This is a genomic window from Mucilaginibacter sp. P19 (assembly GCF_050632265.1).
GTDB classification, from domain to species: domain Bacteria; phylum Bacteroidota; class Bacteroidia; order Sphingobacteriales; family Sphingobacteriaceae; genus Mucilaginibacter; species Mucilaginibacter gossypii.
This window is the reverse complement of record NZ_CP192586.1, coordinates 3,633,336-3,646,549: the sequence shown is the minus strand read 5'-3', so window position 1 is coordinate 3,646,549 and position 13,214 is coordinate 3,633,336. Positions and strand designations below refer to the sequence as shown.

The 13,214-nt window shown below is 38.6% G+C and carries 10 protein-coding genes; 1 reads left to right on the top strand and 9 read right to left on the bottom strand.

The genetic code is table 11. From position 1 onward, the window contains the following. Nucleotides 1-233: 233 nt before the first annotated feature. On the top strand, nt 234-1,280 hold the full coding sequence (locus tag ACQ86K_RS17665) for an NHL repeat-containing protein (protein ID WP_091162780.1): 1,047 nt from the start codon (nt 234-236) through the stop codon (nt 1,278-1,280). 960 nt (nt 1,281-2,240) lie between these two features. On the opposite strand, the gene ACQ86K_RS17660 is transcribed toward ACQ86K_RS17665, so the two are convergent. The 9 genes from ACQ86K_RS17660 to ACQ86K_RS17620 all read right to left on the bottom strand — a co-directional run bounded on the left by ACQ86K_RS17660 (nt 2,241) and on the right by ACQ86K_RS17620 (nt 13,109). After that, a complete protein-coding gene (locus ACQ86K_RS17660) occupies nt 2,241-2,879 on the bottom strand; it encodes an MgtC/SapB family protein (RefSeq protein WP_091162781.1) in 639 nt (212 codons plus the stop codon). Nucleotides 2,880-2,992: 113 nt separating this feature from the next. Then, nucleotides 2,993-5,647, bottom strand: a complete 2,655-nt coding sequence (locus ACQ86K_RS17655) for a glycoside hydrolase family 78 protein (protein WP_091162782.1) — start codon at nt 5,645-5,647, stop codon at nt 2,993-2,995. Nucleotides 5,648-5,781: 134 nt separating this feature from the next. Further along, nucleotides 5,782-7,125, bottom strand: a complete 1,344-nt coding sequence (locus tag ACQ86K_RS17650; protein ID WP_091162783.1) for a sugar transferase — start codon at nt 7,123-7,125, stop codon at nt 5,782-5,784. A gap of 121 nt (nt 7,126-7,246) precedes the next feature. Continuing rightward, nucleotides 7,247-7,711, bottom strand: a complete 465-nt coding sequence (locus tag ACQ86K_RS17645) for a glycosyltransferase (RefSeq protein ID WP_431198449.1) — start codon at nt 7,709-7,711, stop codon at nt 7,247-7,249. Nucleotides 7,712-7,713: 2 nt separating this feature from the next. Further along, nucleotides 7,714-8,364, bottom strand: coding sequence for a glycosyltransferase (locus ACQ86K_RS17640; RefSeq protein WP_431198448.1), 651 nt, complete (start codon nt 8,362-8,364; stop codon nt 7,714-7,716). Continuing rightward, a complete protein-coding gene (locus tag ACQ86K_RS17635; RefSeq protein WP_091162785.1) occupies nt 8,361-9,419 on the bottom strand; it encodes a glycosyltransferase family 4 protein in 1,059 nt (352 codons plus the stop codon). The genes ACQ86K_RS17640 and ACQ86K_RS17635 overlap by 4 nt, the downstream gene beginning before the upstream one ends. Before the next feature lie 2 nt (nt 9,420-9,421). Further along, the gene (locus tag ACQ86K_RS17630) at nt 9,422-10,672 is read right to left on the bottom strand and encodes an oligosaccharide repeat unit polymerase (protein ID WP_143020678.1); all 1,251 of its coding nucleotides are present in this window, start codon (nt 10,670-10,672) and stop codon (nt 9,422-9,424) included. 3 nt (nt 10,673-10,675) lie between these two features. After that, nucleotides 10,676-11,713: a glycosyltransferase family 2 protein gene (locus ACQ86K_RS17625; protein ID WP_091162787.1), complete on the bottom strand. Its 1,038-nt coding sequence runs from the start codon at nt 11,711-11,713 to the stop codon at nt 10,676-10,678. Beyond that, nucleotides 11,706-13,109, bottom strand: coding sequence for a hypothetical protein (locus ACQ86K_RS17620; protein WP_143020679.1), 1,404 nt, complete (start codon nt 13,107-13,109; stop codon nt 11,706-11,708). The genes ACQ86K_RS17625 and ACQ86K_RS17620 overlap by 8 nt, the downstream gene beginning before the upstream one ends. Nucleotides 13,110-13,214: the final 105 nt, after the last annotated feature.

Genomic DNA, 13,214 nt, shown 5'->3' with positions numbered 1-13,214 from the left:
TTGCCCGGCATTTGTCTATCGCCTATTGATGTATAAGGTAGTACAAATTTCGCAGTCCGCCCAATGGCCGGCATACCTGAGCTATCCATTATAAGATTAAGCGCATTGTGTCTTTTGGGATACAAATTTGGGTATTGCTTTTTTCAGCATATCTAGTAAAGATCATCATATAGGTTGTTGAAATCAGCACTGGAGTAATAAGGATCTCTTTTTTTAGTTTTACTCGTTGTATTATGAAAACGCAAATAACTGTTGTTTTAGGATTAGCCTTTCTGTTAGGCAATGCATCCTGTATTAAAGACTTTCACAAACCCACCACAGTAACGGTTAGCACGTTTGCCGGTCAAAGTATTGGAGGGTCATCTGATGGTGTCGGCACATCGGCTTCATTTAACAGCCCAGTGGGTATAGCAACAGATGTTGCCGGTAACATATACGTGACAGATAATTGGACCGGCTTGATCCGTAAGATAAGCCCGGCGGCTGTAGTAACAACCCTTGCCGGCAACGATAAGGTTGACATGGATGGCCGGGGCCCTGTGTTTTGGTATCCGTCCGGCATAGCGGTAGATGCTTCAGGTACTGTATATGTAGCCGATAGTCATAACAATCGGATCTGTAAAGTAAACCCGGAGGGCGTGGTAACAACCTTTGCAGGTAGCGGTGCCCAGGGAACAGCCGATGGCCCGGGAGCTACGGCTACATTTTATAATCCGGGAGGTTTGGCCTTAGATGCCTCCGGTAATGTTTACGTGGTACATAGTAACCTGGTCCGTAAGATAAGCCCGGAAGGCGTAGTAACAACCCTTGCAGGTAGCGGTGCAGCAGGTTCGGCCGATGGCAAGGGTACTGCTGCGTCATTTAATGGTGCTTCTGATGTAATAGTAGATGCTATCGGTAACCTATATGTGGCAGATTCCCACAATAACCTAATCCGTAAGATTAACCGGGGAGGCGTGGTAAGTACGCTTGCAGGAAGCGGCGCCAAGGGTGAAGCTGATGGCAAGGGTGCTGCAGCTTCATTTGATACTCCGTTTGGTTTGGGTATAGATGCCGCAGGTAATATATACGTGGCGGATCGTCTGAATAATAAAATACGCAAGGTGACCCCTCAAGGTGTGGTAACCACGGTAGCCGGTACCGGTGAGTTTGGGTCAGATAATGGCCCGGGCGCTACAGCTACATTTAAAACCCCAACTGACGTGGCCGCAGATAATTTCGGCAATTTATATGTAACTGATGGCAATACTATGATACGGAAAATAGTGATAAGTAGATAAACTCTCTGAATGATATCTATTAAAACTCCATTATATGTTAGGAATGGTCAAGCATAAACCCTGAATAATCGGTTCTATCGAAAACGGGTTAGATATTTGAAATCAGCCTGACCATCAAACAGAGTGGCTAATAGTTTCAGTTCATCCAAAATAGGTCTGTGGGTACATCGGGTTTTAGTACTATTTTAGGCAAGTTGTCAATTTTATTGGCAACTTTTTTATGAATTAATTGCAGGTAGCCAATTGCTTCTCTTGAGGTAATCGATTAAGCTAATTATTTACAATTGAGTTTTATTCCTCTTGTTAAATTTGTAATAATTGAACCTCATGGACCATATCATATTCAACATTATTTCTGAATCCTAATGTTGATTACACCCGCAGTCCGCGATACGGACAGAGGATCGGAACAAATTAATCATAACGCCTAAACAATCAAATATTGATTGGACAAGCTGTTTAGGTCAATCATCAACACATTAACGTTCGGCGCAATCAAAATGCCGGAATCCGGCTGGGTTTTCAAGATCCGCTAAACAGCTCGTGCCACTGGCGTATCATGCCTAAAAACCTGTTATTTAAAATGATGATCTTAAACATAGCAAAAGCCAGCTGACTTATGTTGAAGGGGGATTGGGATATATAAGGTTCAAAAAGCTAAATAAACCAGATTGACTTTCCGGAGGATATTTGGTGTGTAAAAAAGCTATTGCATGGCTGATAACTCGCATAAAACAGCCAAATCCTTTAGAAATTGGTTCGAATTCTGTACCGTTAGGCGCACCATATAGGAACTGTGTCTGAGTTCTGAAAGGGGCACTTTAAAAGAGTGAACCTTTTTAATTATAAAAAGCCGCTACTTTTCGATTTGATCAAACAGAACTCGGATCAAGCAGAATTCTTGTGGGAGAATGAAAAAGCATTTGCTTTGTGGATATAATAATTAATACGTTGTCGATATCACGAAAACTCAAAATGTTCGATAACTGGAATATCGCTAACTGAGTTGATGAACAGATCCATTTTAACTGAAGGTCCGTGAAGCTGCCATGTTAAAAGCATATAGTCACCATCTTTCACCCTCTTAACCATCTTGAATTTCAGTTTATGAGCTGTCATCATATCTTCGCACAAGATGATACCATTTACCGAGACCGGGCATTTAATATAAAATGTTTTGGATTGATTATAATAATCTATTTTCTTTTGAAAGAAAGGAAGTACGGAAAGTATAAACAGGATCATTATACTGGCGAACCCGGCAGCTAAGTAGTAACCGGCTCCAATACCCATGCCTACTGCTGCAACGGCCCAGATGGTAGCTGCGGTAGTGATGCCATTAACCCGGTTTTCACCTCTGAAAATAACGCCGGCACCAAGGAACCCAATCCCCGTAACCACGTTTGATGCTATCCTGTCTGCATTGTCAGGCGCCCCAATGGCGGTTGACATGAGTGTGAAAAAACAAGCGCCAAAAGATATCATGATGGTGGTACGGAAGCCAGCCGCCTTACCATGATATTCTCTTTCGGCGCCTACAAGTCCGCCCCACAACAGGGCCAGTAAAAACCTGACCAGTATTTCTATATCGAAAGCCATAAATTCAATTTTATTTGATTATAACCGAATATATGATTTTTATAGATACTTGAACCTGCCGGATTTCATCATTTATGTAGCGGGAGAACCCGGTTTTCAGAGACAGATTGCTGTCATCTGCTGTAATGATAATTGCCGGGGCCCACAGTGAATTTTTTGTAATTATTTCCTGAAAAATCGGGAACAAAAATATCAGCTGTTGTATTTTGCGGAACAGTTACCCTCATATCTAATTTCCTATCAGTGATTTGCCATTTACTATAGATGGTTCCGTACGGGCAATCGTATTTTCCTTCGGCCCATGATAGCCCGCCGCCAATTACCGGTTTGATTGTTATTTTTTTATAGGCTGGTGCGGCAGGCGTAATACCTGCAATATAGCGATACATCCAATCGCCGATAGCCCCGTAAGCGTAATGATTATAAGAATTCATAGATGACTCTTCAAAACTGCCGTCGGTCCTGATACCATCCCATCTTTCCCAAATAGTTGTAGCCCCCTGTTTAATTGGGTATAGCCAGGAAGGATAAGTATCCTGCAATAATAACTTGTACGCCACGTCGGCGTAACCGAACCTGGTGAGGGCATCACAAAGATAAGGAGTGCCTAAAAAACCCGTTGTCAGGTGATCCCGGTATAGCCCGATGTTCTTAACAAGGCGGGCTGCAGCCTGCTGTCTCAAGTTTTTCGGCAGCATATCAAATTCCAAAGCTAATACGTATGCTGTTTGGGTATCTGATGAGATCAGGCCGTTAGCGGTAACATATTCGTTCACAAATGCCCGTTTTATTTTGAGCAACAACTTTGAATAATATTGCTCGTCGGTTGTTTTGTTTAAAACTTTGGCGCTGTTGATCAGTATTTGGGTTGAATATGCATAGAAGCATTGTGCGATAAGATATTTGTTGGTTATCGCAGATGTACCATCTCTGTCGTTATTCACACTATAAAACAACCAGTCGCCAAAATGATTACCCGTTACCCATAAATTGTTCCTGGTTTGCTTTTGGATATAATTAACCCAGGCTTTCATGCTTTGAAACTGGTTTTCTAAAATCTTTTTGTCTCCATATGCAAAATACATATTCCATGGGATGATGGTTGACACATCTCCCCATCCTGAACTGCCGCCAACCTCATTTGTGCCATTTTTGAATACATCCGGAACCACAAAGGGGATACTACCGCCTGGATACTGATCGGCAGCTACATCCTTGAGCCATTTGGTAAAGAAATTGTGAACATCCATATTAAATGCTGCTGTACGTGAAAATACCTGCGCATCGCCTGTCCAGCCTAAGCGCTCGTCGCGTTGCGGGCAATCTGTTGGTACATCAAGAAAGTTACCTTTCTGTCCCCATTGGATATTGTGTTGCAATTGATTAAGCAAGGGGTTGGAGCATAAAAAGCTCCCGGTAGCTTTCATATCCGAATAAACAGCTACAGCGGTAAAGTCATCTGGATTTAATGCGCCTTTTATACCGCTAACCTTAATGTACCTGAAACCCTGCCAGCTAAATTGCGGCTCAAATGTACGTTTTAAGGTATCTTTTAATATATAAGTGTTTTCGGCCTTTGCCGCCCGTAAGTTCTCTGTATAAAATTCGCCTGCTTTATCCAGCACTTCTGCGTGAGCAATTTTAATTGAGTCTCCCGGATGGCCTTTCAGTGTAACTTTTACCCAACCCACCAGATTTTGACCAAAATCAATCACCTTTTCACCGCGTGGCGTAGTTATGACCTTTATTGGCTTAAATGTTTCATGTTGCTTAACGGGTTCGTTATATGTAGCAATAAGGGTGTTTTTAGCGTATGGCATTATGATTACAGGATGCCAGTCATGGTCATCAGAAGCGGGCTTTGCCCATCCTGATTTTTCTAATCTCGTATCAATAATACAACCGTTGTAGATCTCGGCAAATTGTAAAGCTCCCGTAGATGATCTCCAGCTTTGATCTGACGATATGATTTTCTCTGAGCCATCGGTAAAGATGATCCTCATCTCCATTAAAACTGCTGTTTTATCACCATAAAAATTAGCCCTGGGTGTATAAGGGCCCAGCGGGCTGCGATACCAACCGCTGCCCAGTGTAATACCCATGGCATTTTCTCCCTGGGCTAACAGAGTTGTAACATCATAGGCCTGATATTGTAACCTTTTATTATAACTTGTCCATCCTGGTGTAAGGAAGCTGTCGCCTACTTTATGCCCGTTTAGTTGTGCTTCATAAAAGCCATGCGAAGTTATATAAGCTGTAGCCTCCCGTATTTTTTTGTTTAATGAAAAATTAGTTCTCAGCAAAGGAGCGGGGGCGTTTACTGTATCATTTAAGGCAGGCCTAATCCATTGGGCATGCCAGTCAGAAGCAGATAGCAGGCCCATTTTCCAAAATGACTGATCACTCCAAGCTGAACGTAATCCGTTGGTATCCCAAATCCTTACCCGCCAAAAATATTTATGGCATGATAGCAGTGTTTTGCCGCGGTAAGGTACATACACTGACTGATTTGATGTTATTTTTCCGCTCGACCATAACGGGGTTGTATTATTTTCGCTGAACGAGGCTGAGTCTACTTGTATTTCATAAGCTTGTTGGCCGACGGGTATATTATTTTTTTCTGCAAGTTGCCAGCTAAAACGCGGATTGTGTGCATCAATACAAATTGGGTTTTTCAGGTTTTCGGTTAAAAGATTTTTTAAAACCACTTGTGCCGAGGTAGTGAGCCATGAAAATAAAAAACATCCAATAAGAAATGGTGCTCTCATAATTTAATGTATAGGGTAACCGGTAAATTGGTTTATAAAAATAAAGCAGGATGGTTTCATTACCATCCTGCTCTGTCTTTTTGAATACTTATTATATTTTCGAGAGATCGTTATCCCGAGTTTGGGAATAACGTTTACTTTCCCTTGAGTTGAACCATCACTTTTATGGTTTGGAAAATTATGCTTAAGTCGTTATTAAAGTTGATGTTTTTTAAATATATAAGATCATAACGAACACGATGACGCATTTCCTGAACATTTTCGGCATAGCCATAATTTACTTGTCCTATAGAGGTGAGACCCGGCTTGAGTTTAAATAACTTTTTGTAGTTAGGTGATTCTTCTATGAGTTGCTCAATAAAATACTGCCGCTCTGGTCTGGGACCAACGATAGACATGTCGCCCTTTAAAACATTCCAAAACTGGGGTAATTCATCCAGCCTGGATTTACGTAAAAATACACCCCATTTGGTAATTCGGGGATCTTTATCTTTTGACAGCATCGGAACGGCTTGTTCTGAATTTACATACATGCTTCTGAACTTATACATTCTGAAGGGTTTATGATTCCTGCCAATTCTTTCCTGGCGATAAAAAACCGGACCTTTTGAAGTTAATTTAGTTATTATCGCTAATGCAATAAACACAGGAAGCCCAGGGATCATTACCAAAAGGGAAAACATAATATCGAAACAGCGCTTGAAGAAAATAATTTTCAAACTAAGCTCAATGGAAGAAGAAAGCTGTATTACAGGGAGATTTTCATAATTGACGATACTGGCATAGCTGTTATCAAGTACAAGGTCCGAAACCAGTTTAATTTTAATGGAATGTTGGTCGCCGAGATTAACCAGTTTATTTAATAAAAGCTGATCCATAAATTTGTAGCATATAAACGCTTCATCTGGCTTGGCCTCAAGGATTTTATCAAATAATATTTCATGGGGCAGGCTCTCAATCATTTCTTCGGGTATGGTGGTAATAAAATTATACCCGTACTCCGGATGCCTTGAAAATGATTTTTTTACCCGGTTAACGATATCAGCATTACCAATTATGATGACATGTTTAATATTATAACCTTTTTTACGAATAAAATCGAGTGTGAAAAAGATTAGGGAGCGCTGAACAACTATAAAGATAAAAAACAAAAGATACGTGCAAAACATCACCATTCTGCTTATCTCATAAAGCTTAAAGAAATATACTATCCCCAGAACCATTACCAGGTGGTATACGATAGAGGACATAAATTTGCTTAAATTGTCACTTAATATCAGGGGCCTTTTTATGATATAGTTTTTAGTTACCGAAGCAATGGTAATCCAGGTTAAGTTAACTAATAATAAAAAATCAGTCGACTGTATTTCTGACGAATAAAATGCAAATATAAATAGGTGGGCACACTGTAGTGCAATATTTAATAAGATTAAATCACAAAAAAATGTGAATGGCTGAAGTAGTTTAGAGTAGCGCATTTGCGATCAGGGTTAAGTTGTGCAAATATAATAATTTTACTAAAACGAATCGTTTTTAAATAAAACCAATGTTTGTTAAACTTAATTACGGGGTATTCATCGAGAACGCTACAATTAAAAACTAATAATTCTTTATTTTATTTTGTGTTTTATTATTAATTTGGACAAGTAGCTCATTTTTAAATATATCTGTTGAAAAAGAAGAAGCGTGCCGGGTAATTTCTTTATAATTAAATAACGATTCGTTAACCTCGAAACGCTCCACTGCCTCTTTAATGGCTTCGGCAGATTGTTCATAGAAGAATATGCCTGTTTTGTTTTCGACAACACTTTCCAACGCGCCCCCTTTACCAAAGGCAATTACAGGAGTGCCGCAGGCCTGGGCCTCAACAGGTAAAATGCCAAAGTCCTCTTCAGCTGCAAACACAAACGCCTTAGCTTCGGCCAGGTATTTTTTGAGTACATCAAATGGTTGATAGCCAAGTAAGGTTGTATTTGAGGTAGTTAATTTGCTCACCTTTTTAAAATCAGGACCTTCGCCAATAACAAATAATTTTTTATCAGGCATCTGGGCAAAGGCTTGCACAATCAGATCAATTTTTTTATAAGGGACAAACCGTGAACAGGTAACGTAGTAATCCTTTTTTCATAAACAGGTAAAAAATCTTCTGTTGCTACGTTGGGGTATATAACTGTACTTTCACGGCCGTAGATCTTTTTAATTCGCCTGGCTATATAGTTTGAATTAGCGATAAAATGATCGACCCGGTTGGTGCTTATGATGTCCCACTGCCGGACGCGGTGCAGCAAATATTTCGCTATGAAGCCCTTCAGGCCCTTGTCCAACCCGGATTCTTTTAAATATTGATGATGCAAGTCCCAGGCATAGCGTATTGGCGAATGACAATAACAGATATGTATTTGGTTTGAATTGGTTAAAGCTCCTTTAGCTACAGCATGTGAGGATGATATAATCAGATCATAGCCTGATAAATCAAACTGCTCAATAGCCAAAGGAAATAAAGGCAGATAGGCCCGGTATTTAGTTTTTGCAAATGGCAGTTTCTGAATAAAAGAAGTGTTTATCTTATGCCGGGAAAGGCCAAGCTTAAAAATGGTTTCCTCGCGGGCTACAAGCGTATAAATATCCGCATCCGGATATAATGCGGCAATTTCTTTAAAAACATTTTCAGAGCCCCCAATTACGGTAAGCCATTCATGTACTAATGCGACTTTCAAGGTTGTGTAATTAAATCAGTAATGGAATTGACAATTTGCCTGGCCGAAGTTTCCCAGCTAAACCGCTTTATATTTTGTTTTCCGTTTTCAACAAGACGCCCGCATAATGCCACATCTTCAATAAGTAAATCAATATTTTTCGAAATCTCCGCAACATTGAGCGGATTTACATAAACACTGGCATCACCGCAAACTTCACGCAAGCTGTCTATGTCAGATACTAACGTTGGACAGTCCTGGGCCATTGCCTCAAGCGGCGGAATTCCGAAACCTTCATATAAACTTGGATAGACAAATAAACTTGCTTTGTTATATAAACCTGCAAGTTCGTGGTCGTTAACGCGCCCGGTGAATATAATATCAGGATGTACATCAAGATGCGCATTATCTTCGTTATTGAAAATCGAGTTGCTGTCTCCAACTATTATAAGTCTAATACCTCTGTGTTTTATTGATCCGAAGGCCTGCACAAGGTTCTGTATGTTTTTTCTTTTATCTATTGATCCTACAGCCAATATATACTTGCCGTAATCTGATTTAACAGGTGTAGGAGAGGGGAGTTCAGATATGCCATTATATATCACTTTTATTTTTGCGGCTTCGACATGGAGATACTTTACGATTTCAGTTTTTGAAAAATCACTTACAGTGAATATGCGCTTAGCTTTCCTGCTTATCTTTGGTACCAGGAATTTGTAAAACCTTACAAAGTTTTTGCTAAACCACTGTGGATTAACTAAAAAGGCAATATCATGTATGGTAATTACCTGATTGTTGTAAAATAGCGGTGCAACATTGCACATGTTGATAAGTAAGGGGCTGCTGTTCTTTTTTAAATATAATGGTAAATCAAGCTGCTCCCATATAACCCCTTTATTTTTTCCTATGATGATTACACCAAGCTGCTGAGCCAGATCGTGGTGAATGATGTTGGACGGAGCCACAAATATAATCCCCGGCATCATCAATTTTAACTGTTTTGCTATCTCAATGGCAAAACGTTGCACTCCTGTAAGTTTTTGGGTGAGGAAACGCGCGTTGATAATAATTTTCATGTTTACTTTTTTAAAATAAAAACATAGAAAAAAAGTACTATTAAAGGCGGGAAAAACATGTATGAAAAAACGTAAAACCCCGATAGTTGAATGCCGATAAGACTATAAAACGTTATTGCAACAATGTTTTTTGACATGCTGCCGCTTTTTATCCAATGTTTCAGATATTTTGTAAAATATCCCATTATTAAACCTGATATGAGACTTACAGCAATAACGCCAAGCCATGAAAATGCCGTATATCCCCATATAGATACAGGCAGTCTTAGCCCTCCAGAAGTAATGTCATTTAGGTCGGTGTCAGGACTTATTACTTTTAGTGCCCAAACCGAGGGGTTCCACTGGTAATGACCCGGAATTAATCCTCCCAAAAAAGTTTTTCCATAAGTTAGCTCCGGGTTAAGCAGATACATTTTTAAAAATTGTAGTTGATCTGATATGTCCGGTGCCCCCGAAGCAATCAGCGTCCACAATGAATCTTCGGAATACAGATCAGTGAATTGATCTATGCCAAAAATAAGCCCTATTATGTAGTAGGAGATACTGCCTATAATTATTGTAAAAGAATTGAAAATAACGAATAACCACGAATATAGTCGGCCTTTATCAGCGCACACCAGGCCAATAACCGTTAATAGCGCAAATGCCGTTGTTCCACGGTTCAAAGTTGATAACAGAACACATGAAGCGAGTATTACAAGGGAAATGTTAAAAAATGTCCGCTTGATATAAACCAAAATAAAGCCAAAGCCGAGGGCATTTATTAAGATAAGATTAGAAATGCGGTATAAAACTGCTACACGCATATATGGAGCTTCATAAGCGCCCCTAAAAAACTTTGCATTTAACGGATCACTTGCAAATGCTGGCACAAAACCCATTAAGAGGTAGCTTAATAGCATGCCTGCGACACCTATAATCAGAAAAATCTGTGTAAGTTTAATAAACCGTTTTTGATAAAATTCATTATCACGTATCACAAAACTTAAGGGCATTCTTATTAGAGGTACAAGGTAACCTATAATTAATCCCAATAAATAAGCAAAGGCGCCTAAAACCGTGATCTTGTAAAATAAATCAAAAACTTCTCCGCTATAATTTTCATTATCGCTTAGCATTATAAGCGGAACGAAATAAGCGACAAATACAAAACCTACATTAAGCAACATAGGCACATTGTACCTGCTGGGCCAAACTAGTATCGGTCCTATTGTTAAAATTGTAAGGGAAATGAACAGAATAAAATTATTCATTAATTATATTTTACCAGTATAGGATGTAAACAAAACTTTAACAACAGCTTTGGTCACCCTTGTTACGAACCTCACCCTGCCCTTTAATAACCTCTTTAATAATGCATAAAATACCCCTATAGTAACACTGACAGTACATTGAGGATACCATTTTTTTGTGAACTTAAGCCGATTCACTATAGAGAAATAATCGGCAACAGATTTGTCTTTATTTTTCCCGTTTAACGAAGCTCCTTCTATTGAAGCTCCCTCTTTATGATATACTATCGCGGTTGGTTCTAACGCTATTTTAAAGCCATATTTGCGTCCTGTCAAAATCCAATCCATTTCTTCATAATACAAGAAATAGTCTTCATTCATCACGCCAACAGTGCTTAAAAAAACAATTGGAAAAAATATTGATGCTCCTACAATATAATTGTCATTGCTCATTACGTAATTGTTATACTGCCCACGGTCTATTTCTCCGTCGCCAATATGATAGGTACTTCCCAGCCATTTATTGTATCGGCCACATATTGCCTGCAAAGCCTCTTTTTTATAATAATATTTGAGTTTGCTTCCGATAACATATACCGGATCGTTATTTTTATAAAAGTTAATCATATTTTTTAACGTTTCTTTTTCAATAACGGTATCGTTATTGAGTAGCCAAACGAATGATGATTGATTAGCACTTTTTAAAATATATTTAAATGCCAAATTATTAGCAGCGGCAAAACCTCTGTTAATAGCTTTTATAAATAGTACCTTATTAGGCGCCGGCTCAGCTTTTTCAAGCTGAGCCTCTTTTAAATAGGTATACGAAATTGGTTTGCCAAGCATAGGATAAACCAATTCAGGGAATAACGTGTTTATTTCTGAACAATTATATTCACCTTTGAGCCATCGACGAATATTATATTCAGATTCATCGTTGGGCGAATTATCAATTATGATAACCTCAAAATTTTGGTATGAAGATTTTAAAACACTTTCCAAGCATTCAATTGTATCTTTATACTTAGTATAATTTACTAAAACTATGAATACTTTACTCATGTTTTAACCTCGCTTCAATCATCAGTTTTCGACAGGTAAAATACCGCAGAAAATTAAATTTGTTCAAAACTCTTTTGATCGGATGGCTATTATCAAAATCATAGGCTAATTGCCTGCTTTGGTATAGGTTAAATGACTTTAAAAATTTTAGCAATGATTTGCTTGAATAAAAGTTAACCTGAGATGTTTTAGCAAGCGTCAGTCGACCAAACTTAAGATCATTTTTAATGAAACCCAATACAGTTGAAAAGCTTTTATAATTGGGCACCACAATAATCAATCTTGTATCATGATTCATAGCTTTAATAACGTTTTGCATATAATCAAGAATGTCTTCCTGGTATGGCAATGTCATATCTGAAATTATAACATCAGCAAACGAAACCGGTTGTTCCCGTAGTTCAAGAAGATTAATAGCCTTTGACCACGATGTATCTATTGCAGATTTAAAACAAGTCTGTGCATAAACTATACCGGGAGTATGTTGCAAATATCTTAATTCCTGAACAGAGGATAAACTATAATGAATAATAACCGGATTGTTTTTTTTAAATATGTTCAATGCATCATCTATAAATCTTGTCTTTAAAATAACCGCATCTTCAGCAAAATTAAGCCTGGCGGAAACAGTTTTTTTGTCAACGGTGCTTTTTACCACTTTAAAAACATAATCCACTAAGGCTTCGGTAGTTAAATTTTGAGTTGTAAATTCCAATAAGCCGTTTACAGTTTCACTATATTCTTCATCAGAGAATGGAGTGCCACTTTCAATTTTAGCTTTTATTTTCAGCAATATATCTTTAGGGAGATTTGTTAAAGTTTTATCAGGGCATTCATGTAAGTCTTTAAAATAGGGCAGGCAACCGTTTGCCAAGATTTCATAATGCCGCAAACAATCCCACCCTTCTTTTTTAAACGTTACAGCAAACTTTGATGTCTGATAATCAAAATAATATGAATCCTCTGTTTTATGTATGTATGTATGTAGCTTACCCGGATAGTTAATTGCCCACTCTCTGCTTTTCTGTGGAATCGTTTTTACAATTTTTTTGGCAGGAATTGCAAACCCTATCGGGTAAACTGTTGGAGTGCTATTTATCAGTTCTCTTTTAAAATAGTACCCTTTAGTTGTTAGTTCTTTAACAATGGACGTGCGGTCTTCCCCATCTATAAAGATGATTTTATCTGAACTGTAATTTTCAATAACAAGGTCAAGAAATAATTTGCATTGTTGAACAGAGCCGTAAACGATATAAGTATAATAGCCTTCCCGGATTCGGTTAAGCACGTCGTTAATTGGAGGTACATTTTTAATTTCAGGAGCCAATAGCCCATAAAGGGAAAAACCTTTGCCATATAAGTGTTTTTGTTCGTCGGTTAACAGGGAAGTGTACATATACCACATATCGTTGACCGCCTCAACACCCTGTTCATAAACGGTTTTTAGGCCGTGGTACATGGCATCGCATAAGTAATCGGGCTGTTGAGCCGAGCTAATAAA